The 16,522-nt window shown below is 37.0% G+C and carries 16 protein-coding genes; all 16 read left to right on the top strand.

Features of this window, described 5'->3' with window-relative positions; genetic code table 11:
• The first annotated feature begins 199 nt into the window (after positions 1–199).
• The 16 genes from UB51_RS17965 (at position 200) to UB51_RS17890 (ending at position 16,439) form a co-directional block, all read left to right on the top strand.
• On the top strand, positions 200–610 hold the full coding sequence (locus UB51_RS17965; RefSeq protein ID WP_044878482.1) for a hypothetical protein: 411 nt from the start codon (positions 200–202) through the stop codon (positions 608–610).
• Positions 611–817: 207 nt separating this feature from the next.
• Positions 818–1,573: a YveK family protein gene (locus UB51_RS17960; RefSeq protein WP_044878481.1), complete on the top strand. Its 756-nt coding sequence runs from the start codon at positions 818–820 to the stop codon at positions 1,571–1,573.
• On the top strand, positions 1,554–2,240 hold the full coding sequence (locus UB51_RS17955) for a CpsD/CapB family tyrosine-protein kinase (RefSeq protein WP_044878480.1): 687 nt from the start codon (positions 1,554–1,556) through the stop codon (positions 2,238–2,240). The genes UB51_RS17960 and UB51_RS17955 overlap by 20 nt, the downstream gene beginning before the upstream one ends.
• 238 nt (positions 2,241–2,478) lie before the next feature.
• Positions 2,479–3,387, top strand: coding sequence for a UTP--glucose-1-phosphate uridylyltransferase GalU (gene galU, locus UB51_RS17950; RefSeq protein WP_044878479.1), 909 nt, complete (start codon positions 2,479–2,481; stop codon positions 3,385–3,387).
• A complete protein-coding gene (locus tag UB51_RS17945; RefSeq protein WP_044878478.1) occupies positions 3,384–4,082 on the top strand; it encodes a sugar transferase in 699 nt (232 codons plus the stop codon). Before galU ends, UB51_RS17945 begins: the two co-directional genes overlap by 4 nt.
• Positions 4,083–4,105: 23 nt before the next feature.
• Complete coding sequence (locus UB51_RS17940; protein WP_044878477.1) at positions 4,106–5,227, top strand: glycosyltransferase family 4 protein; 1,122 nt, start codon at positions 4,106–4,108, stop codon at positions 5,225–5,227.
• An 18-nt stretch (positions 5,228–5,245) separates the two neighbouring features.
• Positions 5,246–6,412 (top strand): DUF1972 domain-containing protein, encoded by a 1,167-nt coding sequence (locus UB51_RS17935; protein ID WP_044878476.1) that lies wholly within the window; start codon positions 5,246–5,248, stop codon positions 6,410–6,412.
• Positions 6,413–6,427: 15 nt separating this feature from the next.
• Positions 6,428–7,273 (top strand): glycosyltransferase family 2 protein, encoded by an 846-nt coding sequence (locus UB51_RS17930; RefSeq protein ID WP_044878475.1) that lies wholly within the window; start codon positions 6,428–6,430, stop codon positions 7,271–7,273.
• A complete protein-coding gene (locus tag UB51_RS17925; protein ID WP_044878474.1) occupies positions 7,248–8,579 on the top strand; it encodes a hypothetical protein in 1,332 nt (443 codons plus the stop codon). The genes UB51_RS17930 and UB51_RS17925 overlap by 26 nt, the downstream gene beginning before the upstream one ends.
• Complete coding sequence (locus UB51_RS17920) at positions 8,551–9,753, top strand: glycosyltransferase family 4 protein (protein ID WP_044878473.1); 1,203 nt, start codon at positions 8,551–8,553, stop codon at positions 9,751–9,753. Before UB51_RS17925 ends, UB51_RS17920 begins: the two co-directional genes overlap by 29 nt.
• 23 nt (positions 9,754–9,776) lie before the next feature.
• The gene (locus UB51_RS17915; RefSeq protein ID WP_044878472.1) at positions 9,777–11,225 is read left to right on the top strand and encodes a flippase; all 1,449 of its coding nucleotides are present in this window, start codon (positions 9,777–9,779) and stop codon (positions 11,223–11,225) included.
• Between the two features lie 64 nt (positions 11,226–11,289).
• Positions 11,290–12,042 carry a sugar phosphate nucleotidyltransferase gene (locus UB51_RS17910; protein ID WP_044878471.1) on the top strand — a complete coding sequence of 251 codons (753 nt, stop codon included), beginning with the start codon at positions 11,290–11,292 and terminating at the stop codon, positions 12,040–12,042.
• Between the two features lie 43 nt (positions 12,043–12,085).
• Positions 12,086–12,646: a dTDP-4-dehydrorhamnose 3,5-epimerase gene (gene rfbC, locus UB51_RS17905; protein WP_044878470.1), complete on the top strand. Its 561-nt coding sequence runs from the start codon at positions 12,086–12,088 to the stop codon at positions 12,644–12,646.
• A gap of 1 nt (position 12,647) precedes the next feature.
• The gene (gene rfbB, locus UB51_RS17900; RefSeq protein ID WP_044878469.1) at positions 12,648–13,667 is read left to right on the top strand and encodes a dTDP-glucose 4,6-dehydratase; all 1,020 of its coding nucleotides are present in this window, start codon (positions 12,648–12,650) and stop codon (positions 13,665–13,667) included.
• Positions 13,668–13,709: 42 nt separating this feature from the next.
• Positions 13,710–15,083 carry a sugar phosphate nucleotidyltransferase gene (locus UB51_RS17895; RefSeq protein WP_044878468.1) on the top strand — a complete coding sequence of 458 codons (1,374 nt, stop codon included), beginning with the start codon at positions 13,710–13,712 and terminating at the stop codon, positions 15,081–15,083.
• 15 nt (positions 15,084–15,098) lie between these two features.
• A complete protein-coding gene (locus tag UB51_RS17890) occupies positions 15,099–16,439 on the top strand; it encodes a UDP-glucose dehydrogenase family protein (RefSeq protein WP_044878467.1) in 1,341 nt (446 codons plus the stop codon).
• Positions 16,440–16,522: the final 83 nt, after the last annotated feature.

Below are 16,522 nucleotides of genomic sequence, written 5' to 3'. Positions count from 1 at the left end.
TAATCCCAAATTATGCTTGACATGATACATTTTGTATCGTAAATTGATAATAGGTTACGAATTGTATCGGATAATAACTATAGTTTCCTAATCAGATTATTTTTATACCTCATATAGATTGAATTAAAGTAGGACCCTCATTTCTTATTTTAGTTCAATCCATGTAACAAATATGATCTCAAAGGAATGAAGCGAATCCATGAATCCCAATATTCATGTTTGGGCCAATCTTTCTCTAAATGCGCATATATACATTAGAGAAGTAGCAGGAAATAAAATAATGAGCAAGCGACGCCCTATATTTTTAATGGAATTATGTGATAATGCAATATGCTTTTTAAGTGATTTAGATCTACCCATGAAACAAAATGTCATTTTTGGTTTTGATATTGAAGATTCTAGTTCTGTGGTTAAGCTCTCTGGAAAACTAGATAGTAAAGGGATTTATGAACAATCATATCAATACCGTGTCGAATTACATAGCACGAAAGAACATCAATTATATAATACAAGTCTTCTAAAAAGAATGCTTCTCAACCTGAATTATTTCTTTGTTTCCAAAGACTTACACGTAAGTGGAATGCGCAGAAATATTAATTTGTCCATCTAAAAGAATGCTCCTTCTGAATGAACATACTTACTTTCATTCTACTATAAATCACTTGGAAGTGCATTAGTTAGTGCATAAATGTTTTAGAAGAAAGGTTTAGAAGTAGTGTCTTAATTTATGTAAAAAGAATGTATTTACATTTCATTTCATCAGATATTCATAGGGAGGATTAAGGAAGCTTTATTACAAACTCAGGAGGAACGATTTATGGAACTCAAGGAATATATAAATATCATGCGGAAGAAAATGTGGCTCATCATCGCGATTGTTATAGTGGTTTGTACATTCGCAGCTGTGAAGAGTGTGTACTATACAGAACCTATCTATCAAGCTGATGCAGAGCTTATCGTAAATCAGGCAAATGAATTTGAAGGTACAAAATTATTGGATTATAGCACGATCCAGACCAATATTATGGTCATTAATTCGTATATGGGAATCATTAAATCATCGGCAGTGATGGAGAAGGTAGTTACGAGGTACCCTGATCTAGACGTAACAGTAAAAGAATTAGCTAGTAACGTTGTCGTCAGTACTACGAATGAATCACAAATCATGAACTTGAGTTATCAAGATCCATCTTATGAAGTTGCAGCCAAAACGGTGAATGCGATAGCAGCGGTATTTAAGGAGCAAGTTCCCAAGATTATGAAGGTAGATAATGTTACCCTTCTGAGTTCGGCTAAATTAACCGATGAAGTATTCCCGGTGAATATCAATCCGGTAATAAGCATTATGATCGGTTTTATAATGAGTCTGATGCTCGCAATAGGTCTGGTATTTCTGTTGGATTACTTAGATGACACGTTTAAGAATGAAGCTGAAGTTCTTAAAGAGCTAAATCTACCTACGCTGGCAATGATCACCACGATAAGGAAAGATGACACCAAGGCTAATAAGAAATCCAAATCTCAATCTCAAACACAGGTAGGTGAAGGCAATTATGCCACGCTCAATCAATGAGAATCACAATCTAGTTACCTCAATTAATCCTAAATCTCCGATATCAGAGGCTTACCGAACGCTTCGCACTAATATTCTTTTCTCCTCCATTGATGAGCAGATCCGTACAATCATGGTTGCATCTGCTCAGGCTGGTGAAGGTAAAACCATTACAGTTAGTAATTTGGCTGTAGCTTACGCGCAGGAAGGGAAGAAAGTACTCCTGATCGATGTAGACTTTCGTAAGCCCTCGTTACATAAGGTATTTACTGTTTCTAATCAAACTGGGTTAACAAGTGTATTGTCTAATCAATGTGAACTTCAAGATGTTGTGAGGGAAACATTCGTAGAGCATTTGGATGTCATTACATCTGGGCCCATCCCGCCGAATCCTTCTGAAATGTTAAGTTCAAGAAAAATGAAAACGGTCTTGGAAGAGACTAAAGATCTGTATGATGTCATTTTATTCGACACGCCACCTGTATTGGCTGTCACCGATGCATTAATTGTGAGCTCATTCTGCGATGGAGTCATACTCGTCGTGAACTCGAGCAAAGTTAAAAAGGAAGTAGTTAAGAAGGCAAAGGCAAACTTAGAACATGTTAATGCACGATTTCTCGGAGTGGTCTTGAATAATATAAATGTGGGCAAAGATAACCCTTATTACTATTACTATGGTGAGAAATAAATAGCACAGCGTTGTAATGCAGCTACAGGTAATGCCTACTATATCTATATCATTGTAGGCACTCGGTCATACTGTGGGTCCCTTGGACCTTAGACGTGAATCGTCAATGGTGTGAAGTGAGGATGGGTTTAATGCCCTATTTTTGCACATTGAAGGTAAGATTTGTGCTGGTTTACTTTTATGTAAACCAGTACAAATCATGCTTTTAAATAAAGATAAAAGGATAGGATGGTAAGTGATGAAAAAAGTGAGGAAGGCAATTATCCCGGCAGCAGGTTTAGGCACTCGTTTCTTACCGGCTACGAAGGCAATGCCGAAGGAAATGCTGCCGATTGTTGATAAGCCCACGATTCAGTATATCGTGGAAGAGGCTATTGCTTCTGGTATTGAAGATATTATCATTGTAACCGGAAAAGGGAAGAGAGCCATTGAAGATCACTTTGATAATGCATTTGAACTCGAACACACATTAATTCAACAAGGAAAGCTAGAAGTATTAGATGAAGTTCGGAAGTCTTCTAATGTAGATATTCATTATATAAGGCAGAAAGAAGCCAAAGGATTAGGGCATGCGGTATGGTGCGCTAGGAAATTCATTGGCGACGAACCGTTTGCCGTATTATTAGGTGACGATATTGTTGTCTCGGAATTACCGTGCACGAAGCAGCTGATTGAGCAGTATGAGATCACAGGACGATCCATTGTTGGAGTGCAAACAGTCTTGCCTCATCAGACGCATCGTTATGGAATTATAGATCCTTTGAAATCGGAAGGTAGACTGAGTTCAGTTCATCAATTTGTTGAAAAACCAGCACAAGGTAAGGCTCCTTCTAATCTTGCCATTATGGGTAGATACATATTATCTCCTGATATTTTTCGGTTTTTAGAAGAGCAAAGAATAGGTGCTGGAGGAGAAATTCAGTTGACAGATGCAATCCAACTTCTGAATGAACATCAAGGAGTATATGCCTATGATTTTGAAGGCATCCGGTACGATGTAGGGGAGAAGCTTGGGTTTATCTTAACAACTTTGGATTTTGCACTTCAGAATAACGAGTTAAGACTTCCGATGCTTGTTGCTCTTAAAGAATTAATGGAGAAACAAGCAACACAACAATTGCTGGTAGGTAGAGGTGAGTATACATGATTCCAACATCTCGAAGGAATGAAGGTGATGTACTCCTTGAGAAACACTTACCTTATCCACATGTCGTACCTAATCATACTCGTTCCGATAAACTGTATCTTTTTATGAAGAGAACTATGGATGTGATGGGAGCATCATTGGGTCTACTCCTATTGTCTCCTTTATTTGCAGTTGTAGCGTTACTTATCAAATTAGAGGACCCAAAAGGACCTGTATTCTTTCATCAAATTCGTGTAGGTAAGAACGAGAAGAAATTCCATATGTTCAAATTCAGGTCGATGGTCTCGAATGCTGAAGATTTACTAGATGAGTTGCTCGATCAGAATGAAGTCAGTGGTGCGATGTTTAAAATGAAGAATGACCCCCGTATTACCAAAATAGGGAAGTTCATTCGGAAAACAAGTATGGATGAATTACCTCAATTATGGAACGTTCTTCGTGGAGAGATGAGCCTGGTGGGTCCTAGACCGCCACTCGTGAGAGAAATTGCAGAGTATTCCACTTATGATAAACAAAGACTTCGTGTAACACCGGGATGTACAGGTCTTTGGCAGGTGAGTGGTAGAAATAGTGTTGGATTCGAAAAAATGGTGGAACTGGATATCCGATATATAGATCAGAGAAGTATTACATATGATCTCAGGATTATTTTCAAAACCATAAGAATGCTCTTTGGAACCAAAGATGCATTCTAAAGATAGTTCAAAGGAGAATAGAAATGAGAATTGGGGTAGATGCCCACGTACTGGCAGGTAAGTTTCAAGGGAGCAGAACCTATCTGTTAAATTTATATCATGAAGTGATGAGGCAGGAGGATGATAATAACTACTGTTTCTTTGGTCACTGGTCTTTAGGATACCCCTATGGAAATGAACCCAAATATGTTGAATTTAAGTCAGCTTCTAAGATCAAAAGGTTGACATATCAAACGAGTCCGCTGCTAAAAGAAAATAAAATTGATCTGTACCATACGACCTACATCTCACCTTTAATGGTTCCTTGTGACACGATCGTGACCATACATGATGTTTTATTTGAAACACATCCTCAATTTTTCACGAAGAAAGAAGTGCTGAGGAACAAAATCCTGGTTAGATACTCCGCTCAAAAAGCGAAGCAAATTCATACGGTATCTCAATATTCAAAAAACAAAATTATTGAATTGTACGGGGTGCCGGAACACAAAGTGAAAGTGGTTCCGAATGGTGTAGATCTTACTAGGTTTTGTCCTAATAACAAGGAATTATCGAGAGATATTGTTTACGAAAAGTATGGAGTTAAGAATTATATATTAACAGTGGGTAGAATTGAACCGAGGAAGAATCATATACAACTTCTTCATGCATACAAGATATTAAAAGAGAAGCAGTGTGATGAATTGGGTACCCTTGTTATTGTTGGAAGTCCTGATTTTGGATTCAAACAATTTTTCGGAAGAATTAAAGAACTCAATTTAGAAGAAGATGTGAAAATAATAGATTCAGTAGATGACGAGATGCTTCCTCATATTTATCGGGCAGCTGGACTTTTTGTGTATCCTACTTTTGCAGAAGGTTTCGGTATTCCTCCAATTGAAGCGATGGCTTGCGGTGTTCCGGTTGTATCCTCCAACACAACGGCTATCCCAGAAATTATTGGTGATGCAGGGATTCTGATTGATCCTAACAACGCGTTGGGGATTGCCGAAAGAATGGGAGAACTTCTGGGTAAACCTAACCTTCAAACAGAGCTTATTTCTTTGGGATATTCTCAAGCAGCCAAATGGACATGGCAGTCTGCGGCACAGTCATATCTGAACTCCTTACAAGAAGTTCTATCAATGTGTGTTTATAAAAGTTAGGTCGAACGGGGTGTGCATATGAAAGCTACAGTTGCTTTTTGCGGTACAAGAGGAATACCTGCTGCTTATGGTGGATTTGAGACGGCTGTCGATGAGATTACCTTAAGATTAGTTCAAGAAGGTGTCGACTGTCATGTGTTTGGACGATCTGAATCTGAGGGTAACAATGATTCAATTGATGATAGGAAAATTATTAATGTAAAAGGAAGTCCATCAAGAAAGCTGGACACCTTCGTTTCATCAATAAATACAGGAAAATACTTGTTTAAACATCGAAAAGAATACGATTTCGTGTTTTGGTTTAATAATGCTAATTTACCTGGGATTCTCCTTACTAGGTTGGCTAGAATTCCGATGGCTGTAAATACAGACGGATTAGAATGGAGAAGAATGAAATGGTCATGGCCGTTCAAACTATATTATTTTTTCTCTTCTTTACTCATATGTTTGTTTTGCAAAAAATTAATTTCAGATTCCGTGTCCATTCAAAATTACTATAAATCTATATTTCTCAGAAATACGCAATTTATTCCATATGGAGCACCAATGATTTCGCAAATAGATGAAGAAAAGAAACTAGATATTTTGAAAAAATACGAACTAAATGGACAAAAGTATTTTATTCAAATTACCAGATTTGAACTCGACAACCTCCCTCTGAAGATCATAGAAGGATTTATTAAATCTAGGTTATACGAAGAAGGATATCAATTTGTATTAGTAGGGTATAGAGATGTAACTCCGTATTCCGAAATGTTAATGGCCCTTGATCAAAAAAAAGGTGTTCGTATTTTACCTGCTAATTACGATCAAGAAGAACTTGCGGTATTGAGAGAGAATGCCGAGTGTTATCTCCATGGAAATTCAGTTGGTGGAACGAACCCTGCTTTATTAGAGGCAATGGGATCTTGCAAGAAAGTTATGGCCATTGATGGTCCATTTAGCAAAGAAGTCCTAGGTGGATATGGACTACTGTTTACGAAGGAAAGACTAGCTGAACAATTTAGAGAAGTTATCAACATGGAAGATCAGAGCCGAGGAATGAAAGAGCGGTTGTATAGTACCTATCAATGGGATGCAGTTGCAAGATCTTACAGGGAGTTAATGACTTCTAAATCGACAAATTATCTCAATCAAGTAGAGAGAAATGTGGAGATAGAGTTATCCACTAACTCAATTTGGTAGAACAGGAAGTGTATTATGATCGATGTAATAGTTCCTATATATAAGGGGATTGAAGAAACAAAAGAATGCATTCAATCGTTGCTAACCTGCCCAAACAAGGTAGAACATCGATTTATTCTCATAAATGATCATTCTCCCGAGAAAGAAATTAATGAATATTTAAGTGAATTAGATGATGGAAGAATTATATTACTTGAAAATGAAAAGAATTTAGGTTTTGTTAAAACAGCAAATAGAGGTATGAAGTATGCAGATAATGATGTTATATTACTGAATTCCGATACCGTAGTAACAGACAATTGGATTGATAAGTTACATGCAGCTGCTTGTTCCAACCCTCGTATAGGCACTGTGACAACACTTACAAATAATGGAACCATTGCTTCTGTTCCGTCATTTAACAAGGACAATGAATTACCCCAAGGATATACAATACAGCAGTTCTCAAATCTAGTTGAATATATCTCCAATAAACACTATCCTGTGATTCCTACAGGAGTAGGTCATGGATTGTATATCAAACGCACAGTTATCCATCTGATTGGATATCTAGATGAACAGACTTTCGGGATGGGTTACGGAGAAGAAGTTGATTTTTCCTACCGAGTTATTAAAAAAGGATATATAAATATTTTAGCGGATGACACATTTATCTATCATTATGGGAGTACATCATTTAAAGAGGATAAAATCCAATTAGTGAATAAGAATAAGAAGAAGTTAAGGAAAAAATATTTGTGGAGTCGTTTGAAACTAAAATATTTCATGTTGTTTAACAATGATGCGAAGAGAGTGGGTCTTAGAATTCAAAATGAATTGAAGAGGGTTAATTACCGTGGAAACTATGAAAAAGCTCGATAGGGCAGTTCTTCTAATAGTTATTATCAACACTTTTTTTCTGCGATACATAAAGGTGTTATACCCTGAATGGTATATACTTGATGTTTTTTTATTGTGTTATATTGCAGTTCAGTTATTAAAGCAGAAGATTAAGTTTGACTTTATAGTCTATTTATCATTATTTTTTGTTATGACTGTTCTTGCAATAAATATTCAAAAGTTTGGCTTCAATAGCAATGTCATTAGCAATATACTAATGCTTTTTATGCCAGGTACGTTAATATTGTATTTTATCTATCTTAGAAAGACGTATACTGTGAATGTACTAGAGTTATTAGCCAAAAATTTGACTCTTTTTTTAAATTGTTACTTTGTATTAAACGCTATTATTGTATATATTCAATATCGAACTGAAACCTTTATGATGGGGAAATTTATTGTTTATAATTCTTTTATCTTTGATCATATGGCAGGGTTAATTGGAATGAATGGTGTGAGTGTTCTAAACTACATCTGGATCGCTACCTTACTATTCAATTTGTATTTTTTTCTTGAATCAAAGTCTAAATGGAGATTAGCATTGCTAATTGTTGAGTTTATTGTGATTTTGGTACTCTCTATTTTGAACGATAATAAAATGTTTAGTATTACCTTTCTTCCTTTTCTAATCGCTTATTTTGTTTTTTACTTTATAAATCACAAAATATCTTCAAAATCTATAGTCAAATTACTTCCTATTGTATTTCTAGCTTATGTTAGTTGTATCCTGATTTATAGCTTCACTAATTATTCTGAAGAAGCAAATAAGATTAATGATCTTGTTGGAGATTTTTTATCAGGTGATTCTACTGTTCCGAATGCGAACAATGAACGTGCGTATCTAAATTACATGGCTTTTCATAAATATAATGCTAACGATTTAGGAATTGGATTGGGCAATGTTACCATTCCAGATAAGAATATTCATGTTCATTTAGGAATAAATAGTTCTTCTTTAGTTCTTATTCAGGGTGGTATTGTGCTTTTAATTTCAGTAATTAATTTGTATTCTGTACTTGTATTAAAATTATTTTCAAATATAACAAGTGTTAACAAAAAGATTGTCATTTATATTGTTATATTTAGTACTTTGTTAATATCCTCCTATGCTACTCAACCTTTTAGAGATCACTATATATTTGTATCGTTATTGTTGATTTATCTTATATTCTACTTAAACACCAAGAAAAGGGGGATCGAAAACGAAGTTAGTAACAATCATTTAGTATCATCCATAAAACAAATTAGAGGTCTTAACCATGAAAAAAGTTCTGTATATAGCCCATGAGAATATCAAAGGCGGAGCAACGCATTCTTTAATTAACTTGCTGGCTTGTTTGCCTTCTGACATTAAACCCTATGTGTTGATACCCAAAACACTCAATATTTCAAGTATTATAATGAAAATGAAGAATGATCTGATTTATTCAGATACATTAAAAAAAGAGCTTGATAAGCGGGGGATTCCGTATTATCAGGCTTTTTATTATTACGATAACATTAGGCAAGATATCCATTGGTTAAAAAAGAAATTTTTCGCCCTTATTCGAAAAGATCAACTCCAAAGGATGAAAAGGACAGTGGAACAAGAAGGTATTCATGTGATCCATTCCAATACAAGTGTAGTTAAGTTCGGCGCTGATCTTGCTAAATTGTCTGGTGTTAAACATATATGGCACGTTCGTGAAGATGTTAAAGAAATGTTTGAAATCAAGAAAGAGCTTCTATCAGAGTATTCTTCGACCATCATTGGTAGTAGTGAGAAAGTAGTCTTTGTTTCAAATGAGTTAAGAACGGATTTTCAAAATGTATTGAATTACCACGGCATACATCACGACTTAACCAAATTAATAACTGTCTATAACGGTATTCCCCTCAATGCAGTTACAGCAGATTCAACGAAGAATCGAATAGAAGCTACTGTATCCAAACCGTTTACAATTACATGTGTTGGTACGGTGTACAAAATTAAAGGCCAAGAAGATTTAATCGAATTGGCGAAAAGATTGAAACAAGACACAAAGGGGAATTATCGAATTTTGATTATAGGTCAAACAAAAAAGAAATATTATGGTCAACTTCTTCAGAAAGTAGTGGAATATGGTGTTCAGGATATGGTGCAGTTCATAGATTATACAAATGATTTAATGACACTAAGAGAGGCTTCTGATGTTGAAGTAGTGTGCTCCAGAAATGAAGCCTTTGGAAGAGTTGCTATTGAAGCTATGCATTTTGGAAATCCCTTGATTGTTACTGCCGTTGGCGGACTCGATGAGATTGTTGATCATGGTCAATCAGGATTGAAATATAATCCTGGAGATGTTGAACAATTATATCAACATATTATGGATGTACAATTTAATAGAATTAATGTGCAGGACATGATTGAAAAGGAGAAATTAAGAGCTAGTGAATTCGATATTAGAACATGTGTATCGAAAGTCTGCGAATTGTACTCGTGAAAGGAGGGGGTGGGACATAATCAATGAAACAAAAGTCTTTAATCAAGAACGCAATCTACAATTTTTTATATACAGGTCTAAACTTACTCTTTCCATTGATAACAGCACCATATGTTTCAAGAATTCTGGGTGCCTCAAATTTGGGGGAAGTCAATTTAGCAGCAACCATTGTTAGTTGGTTTATTCTGTTCGCTACATATGGTACAGCAACATATGGTGTCCGTGAAGTAGCAAAATCCAGAGACGATAAAAAAAAACTTGAACATATATTCTCGGAGATTGTAGTTATTAATGTAATGCTGTCATTAATAGTAGTAGTTATTTACTTTATTGCCGTATTTAATATAGAACAATTTTATACCGAATTACCACTGTATCTCATCATGTCATTAAGTATTATATTAAACATGTTTGCAATTGACTGGTATTTTCAGGGGATAGAAGAGTATCGCTATATTATCATTAGAAGTACAATTTTTAAATCAATATCTTTAATATGTATATTTCTGTTTGTGAAGCAGGCAGATCACTACGTCATATATGGGTTGATCAGTGTTATAGCTACAAGTTTAAGTGGCATATTAAATTACATTTATAGTAGAAAACATGTTAGGTTGAGATTCACGGGCATCAATCCATTCAGACACTTTAAGAGGCTTAGTGTATTCTTCTTCCACACTTTTATTGTTAGTATTTATACGAATTTGGATCAAGTGTTGCTTGGTTTTTTTATTGATACTAAAGCAGTAGCATTTATGAATAGAAGTAAGACGCTTGTTAATATGGCAATCGCTGTTTCCACGGCAATTTCTAATGTCACCTTGCCAAGGGCTTCGTATTATAAAGAGAATGACGAAGAAAAATTTAGGTTCCTTTTATCGGAAATACCTAATTATATTTTATGGATAACCATACCTATAACTGTAGGTTGCGTTTGTTTAGCATCAAACATCATGTATATATTAGGGGGCATTGAGTTTTTAGAGGCTGGAACGCTGTTGCAGGTAATGGCGATGACAATCATACTTTCTCCATTATCCGGTTATCTCCAATACCAAGTGCTTGTAGCTTCAGGGAAAGAGAAAATTGGGTTGTATTGCGCAATAATAACTAGCTTACTAAGTCTGGTACTGAACTTAATATTAATTCCTATCATTGGTGTCATTGGGGCTGGCATCGTACAAGTCATTTCTGAGATTAGTGCTGTGAGTATTAGGTATTTTATAGCGAAAAAGAAATTGAAGTATAAAGAGATAAAATTTATTAATAAATCCTCCATGAGTTACTTATTTGCAGCAATACTTATGGGTGGAGTTGTTATCTTAATTCGGAATACAATGGATAATTTGTTCCTTTCGTTTGGCGTTGGTGTCGTGATTGGGGTTGCTGTATATTTGTTTGTCCTGTGTATATTCCGAGAGAAAGTCACCATGTTTATATTAAATAAAATGAAGCACAAATTTATAGGTTGAAGAAAGTGCCTTTTTGAAGGTCTGGTTTTTATTTAAACTTAATCAAATAGAGGAGTGGAGATTCATGAAAGGAATCATCTTAGCAGGGGGTACAGGTTCGAGGCTTTATCCTTTAACAAAGGTAACAAACAAGCATTTACTTCCTGTAGGAAAGTATCCGATGATATATCATTCCATCCACAAACTCAGAGATGCTGATATTAACGATATCCTCATTGTCACGGGACGTGACCATATGGGAGATGTCGTTAATTTGTTAGGGAGTGGATATGAGTTTGGTGTGAATTTCACTTACAAAGTTCAGGATCAGGCAGGTGGAATTGCACAGGCTTTAGGATTAGCAGAAGATTTCGTACAAGGGCAGTCCATGACGGTTATTTTGGGAGATAATATTTTCTCTGATTCGTTATCCGATTATGTTAATAATTTCAGAAGACAGAGTATGGGAGCGAAGATACTGCTTCAAGAGGTAGTCGATCCAGAACGTTACGGAGTGGCTGAATTGGATGATACAATTATCAAATCCATTGAAGAAAAACCGAAGGTGCCGAAGAGTTCATACGCTGTCACAGGTATATATATGTACGATCCTGAAGTATTCAATATTATCAGAAACTTGAAGCCATCAGGAAGAGGGGAATTGGAGATAACAGATGTTAATAATGCCTATATTGATCAAGGACTGTTAACTTATGATATTTTATCTGGATGGTGGACAGATGCCGGTACTCACGATTCATTAGCTTTTTCCAATGAGCTGGTACGTAATCAGGAGTTTGATATGAATTTTGGTAAAAGGGTTGCTGTCTTAGGCTAAACATCACATGAATCTAATCTTCCTACTATAAGGAGTGGAGTATTTGAAGGTTACAGAATTGAAATTACAGGGTACCCTGTTGATAGAGCCGACCGTGCATGGGGATCATCGTGGTTTCTTTTTGGAGAGCTACAATAAAGCCGCATTTGAAGAGGTGGGAATTCATCAGGAATTTATCCAAGATAACCACTCCTATTCTGCAGAGGCGGGTACGCTGAGAGGATTACACTATCAGTTGGAGCCAAAGGGACAAACGAAACTTGTGAGAGTTATTACGGGAGCTATATATGATGTAGCTGTAGATATTCGGAAGTATTCACCTACATATGGGCAATGGGCTGGAGTTATCTTAAGTGAAAGTAACAAAAGGCAATTTCTGATTCCCAAAGGATTTGCTCATGGATTCTGTACGTTAACGCCAAATACGCAAGTGTTATATAAGGTGGATGAACTGTATTCTGCAGCGCATGACCGGGGTATTCTGTGGTCTGATCCTGAGCTTGAAATTGATTGGCATAGCAGCCATATCGTTTTATCGGATAAAGATAAGATTCATCCTAGATTAAGTCAGGCCGAGAATAACTTTGGGAGGAGAGATGGATAGAATGCAGCTATTGGTTACAGGTGGAGCCGGATTTATCGGAAGTAATTTCATACGATATATGTTGAACAAGTACCCTAGTATTTCAATTGTTAACTTTGACAAATTAACATATGCGGGTAATCTTGAGAATCTCATTTCAGTAGAGCATAATCCGAAGTATCATTTCACCAAAGGAGATATTTGCGACAAATCACAGGTACATGCTGTTATTAAGAAACACAATATTAATATTATTGTTAACTTTGCGGCTGAATCTCATGTGGATCGGAGTATTTCTGAACCGGATATCTTTGTACAGACGAATATAATGGGAACTCAGACGTTGTTGGAGGCAGCCAAGGCATTACAAGTGACTAGGTATATTCAGATCTCGACGGATGAAGTGTATGGTTCGCTTGGAGAGACAGGATACTTCACGGAGGAGACGCCACTTGCACCCAATAGTCCATACTCAGCTAGCAAGGCGGGGGCAGATTTATTAGTAAGAGCCTACCATGAGACATATGGGCTACATACGAATATCACGAGGTGCTCCAACAATTATGGTCCTTTTCATTTCCCAGAGAAGCTTATTCCTTTGATGATTACGAATGCATTAGAGAATAAAGAATTACCTATATACGGAAATGGATTGAATATTCGTGATTGGCTTCATGTTGAGGATCACGCAGCAGCTATTGATTTAGTTATTCAAGCTGGGCGTCCTGGAGAAGTGTATAATATTGGCGGTCATAATGAATGGAGTAACATAGATATTGTACGAGAGATACTAACTTTATTAGGCGAACCGATGGACTCAATTAGGTATGTGGAGGATCGTAAAGGTCATGATCAACGTTATGCCATTGATCCATCAAAAATAATGGAAGAGTTGCAATGGAAACCCCACTATACTTTTGGCATTGGGATTCAGGAAACGATTAGATGGTATCTGGATAACAGGGAATGGTGGCAAAGAATCAAAACTGGTGAGTACAAGAACTATTACAAACAACAGTACGAGGATCGTCTTTTGTTCTAACGCATTAGATATATATGTTCTAACTTAGGAGGTGGGGATTCCATGCAACTGGTCTTATTGTCAGGTGGATCTGGAAAGCGGCTGTGGCCTTTATCGAACGATTCGCGTTCTAAGCAATTTCTGAAAGTGCTGGATGATCCAAGTGGACTTAGAGAATCGATGGTACAGAGAGTATGGCGACAGATTCAACACGCAGGATTGGAACAACAAACACACATCACTACAAGTAAGGCACAAGTAGAAATATTGCAAAACCAGTTGGGATATGGAGCAAGACTTGTTGTAGAACCAGAGAGAAGAGATACATTTCCTGCAATTGCTCTCGCAGCAACGTATCTTTATTCTATAAAGGGTATCGGTCTTAAGGAAACGGTTGTCGTTCTACCTGTTGATCCTTACGTCGAAGTTGACTTCTTCACTAAAGTCAAAGAACTTGATTCCATCCTAGATCGATCTCAAGCGGATATAGCACTTATCGGGGTGAGACCAACGTATCCTTCCGAGAAATATGGTTACATTATCCCTGAATCTTACAAAGAGGACGAATGCTTGGTAGATTATTCAAAAGTTAAACAATTTCATGAGAAGCCCCACGAAGAAGAAGCGGCAGTGATGATGAAGCAAGCTGCGCTTTGGAACTGTGGGGTTTTTGCATTTAAATTAGATTATCTTATCAACCTCTTGATCTCAATGAATCTGCCGATCCAGTATGAGGAAATGCTTAAACAGTACAGTAAACTGACTAAAATCAGCTTTGATTATCAAGTTGTCGAGAAAACCAAGCACTTAGTAGTAACGCCGTATGAGGGAAGCTGGAAGGACTTGGGGACATGGAATACGCTTACTGATGAGATGAGTTCTCCTATTCTTGGAAAAGGTGTCGTGTCAGAGGATTCATTGAATACTCATCTGATCAATGAGCTTAATATCCCTGTAACCATTCTAGGCTTATCCAACATTATTGTGGCAACGAGTCCTGACGGCATTCTAGTTAGTGATAAAGAAGCGAGTCCGAGAATCAAAGAAATATTAAAGGGAATGAACAATCGACCTATGTACGAAGAACGTAGGTGGGGTTACTACCAAGTACTCGACTATTCTAAGAATACAGAATCTGTAGAAGTTCTTACGAAACGGATCTGTATTAATGCAGGCCACAACCTGAGTTATCAAGTTCATCTGAAACGAAGGGAAGTGTGGACCATCATTTCGGGTGAGGGAGAGTTTGTACTTAATGAAAGGCATAGGAGAATTAAGCAGGGAGATGTTCTTGTAATTCCAGAAAGCAGTCGCCACAGTGTAAAAGCAATTGGGGATTTGGAGATTATTGAAGTGCAAATGGGAAGTGAATTGGTTGAAGAGGATATTATTCGCTTGAAGATGGAATGGTCTGATATTATGGCCAATTGTATATAGATAAGGAGTAATACCATGAAAATTGCAGTTATAGGTACAGGGTATGTTGGTCTGGTGTCGGGTGTTTGCTTCTCAGAAATAGGGAATCACGTGGTATGCGTTGATAATGATCCGAGTAAAGTGGAGATGCTACGAAACGGAGAAATCCCGATCTACGAACCTGGACTCCAAGAGCTTCTGAATAACAATGTGTATAGAGGCAAGTTATCCTTTACAACAGATATTGGGCAAGCTGTAAGGGATTCAGAATTGATTATTATCGCTGTTGGAACTCCCTCTATGCCTAATGGAGAAGCCAATCTGAGTTATATTGAGCAGGTTGCCATAGAAATTGGCACAGTGATGGATGGATATAAAATCGTGGTTACGAAGAGTACTGTTCCTGTCGGGACCAACTATAAAGTGAAACAATGGATTAGTGAGCTAACGGATCATCCATTCGATATCGTGTCTATACCCGAATTTCTCCGGGAAGGTACGGCAGTCAAGGATACTTTATTCCCCGACCGTGTGGTTATTGGAATAGATAACCCAAGGGTTAGAGAACCTTTGATAGAGCTTCATAAATCATTAACGGATCATATCGTCATCACGGATATTCGCTCAAGCGAAATGATCAAATACGCTTCTAATGCTTTTCTGGCTACCAAAATTTCATTTATTAATGAGATTGCGAATATATGTGAAAAGGTTGGAGCAGACGTGACGAAGGTAGCGGAAGGCATGGGATATGACAAGCGAATCGGGAATACCTTTCTACAAGCTGGGATTGGATATGGTGGTTCCTGCTTTCCTAAAGACACAGAAGCACTTATTCAAATCGCTGGGAACGTAGATTATGAGTTTAAGCTACTGAAGTCGGTTGTCGAAGTGAATAAGGATCAGCGTTTCAATGTGATCCACAAGCTAGAGGATGCACTAGGAACACTAAATGGCCGAAGAATTGGGGTCTGGGGGTTAGCCTTTAAACCCAATACAGATGACGTACGTGATGCACCTGCGATTGATATTATTAACACTTTGATCCAAAAGGGGGCGCTTGTACAGGCCTATGATCCTATTGCTATTGATAACTTTAGACTCGTGCTTAATGCTCCTGAGATTGAGTGGTCAAAGAGTGCTATGGAAGCGGCTGGAGGTTGTGATGCGATTTGCTTGCTAACGGAATGGTCGGAGTTCGCAGAAATTAACCTTACTGACCTTGCATCTATCATGAAGCAACCTGTAATGATTGATGGTCGAAATGTATACGGTCCGAAGGAAATAGAAAGCTCACCTTTTGTTTATTATTCGGTAGGCCGTCCTAACTTGAATACGATCGATGATGATAAACATGTGACAGTCGTTCTCCATTAATGTAATCGCTATTTACGCAGGCTAAGCAAGAGGATTAGATCCATGTTGCAACTGAAGTAGAACATTTATTATGATATCGATCT

Origin of the sequence: Paenibacillus sp. IHBB 10380 (assembly GCF_000949425.1) — a bacterium.
In the GTDB taxonomy this organism is placed as follows: Bacteria; Bacillota; Bacilli; order Paenibacillales; family Paenibacillaceae; genus Paenibacillus_AQ.
This window is presented reverse-complemented; position numbering and strand designations above follow the sequence as displayed.

Bases quoted from the DNA above. Each gene is read 5' to 3' on its own strand.
- UB51_RS17945 (WP_044878478.1), top strand. From the start codon at position 3,384: ATGATTCCAACATCTCGAAGGAATGAAGGTGATGTACTCCTTGAGAAA.
- UB51_RS17895 (WP_044878468.1), top strand. From the start codon at position 13,710: ATGCAACTGGTCTTATTGTCAGGTGGATCTGGAAAGCGGCTGTGGCCT.
- UB51_RS17920 (WP_044878473.1), top strand. From the start codon at position 8,551: ATGAAAAAAGTTCTGTATATAGCCCATGAGAATATCAAAGGCGGAGCA.
- UB51_RS17930 (WP_044878475.1), top strand. From the start codon at position 6,428: ATGATCGATGTAATAGTTCCTATATATAAGGGGATTGAAGAAACAAAA.
- UB51_RS17940 (WP_044878477.1), top strand. From the start codon at position 4,106: ATGAGAATTGGGGTAGATGCCCACGTACTGGCAGGTAAGTTTCAAGGG.
- UB51_RS17955 (WP_044878480.1), top strand. From the start codon at position 1,554: ATGCCACGCTCAATCAATGAGAATCACAATCTAGTTACCTCAATTAAT.
- UB51_RS17960 (WP_044878481.1), top strand. From the start codon at position 818: ATGGAACTCAAGGAATATATAAATATCATGCGGAAGAAAATGTGGCTC.
- UB51_RS17915 (WP_044878472.1), top strand. From the start codon at position 9,777: ATGAAACAAAAGTCTTTAATCAAGAACGCAATCTACAATTTTTTATAT.
- UB51_RS17935 (WP_044878476.1), top strand. From the start codon at position 5,246: ATGAAAGCTACAGTTGCTTTTTGCGGTACAAGAGGAATACCTGCTGCT.
- UB51_RS17910 (WP_044878471.1), top strand. From the start codon at position 11,290: ATGAAAGGAATCATCTTAGCAGGGGGTACAGGTTCGAGGCTTTATCCT.
- rfbB (WP_044878469.1), top strand. From the start codon at position 12,648: ATGCAGCTATTGGTTACAGGTGGAGCCGGATTTATCGGAAGTAATTTC.
- galU (WP_044878479.1), top strand. From the start codon at position 2,479: ATGAAAAAAGTGAGGAAGGCAATTATCCCGGCAGCAGGTTTAGGCACT.
- UB51_RS17965 (WP_044878482.1), top strand. From the start codon at position 200: ATGAATCCCAATATTCATGTTTGGGCCAATCTTTCTCTAAATGCGCAT.
- UB51_RS17890 (WP_044878467.1), top strand. From the start codon at position 15,099: ATGAAAATTGCAGTTATAGGTACAGGGTATGTTGGTCTGGTGTCGGGT.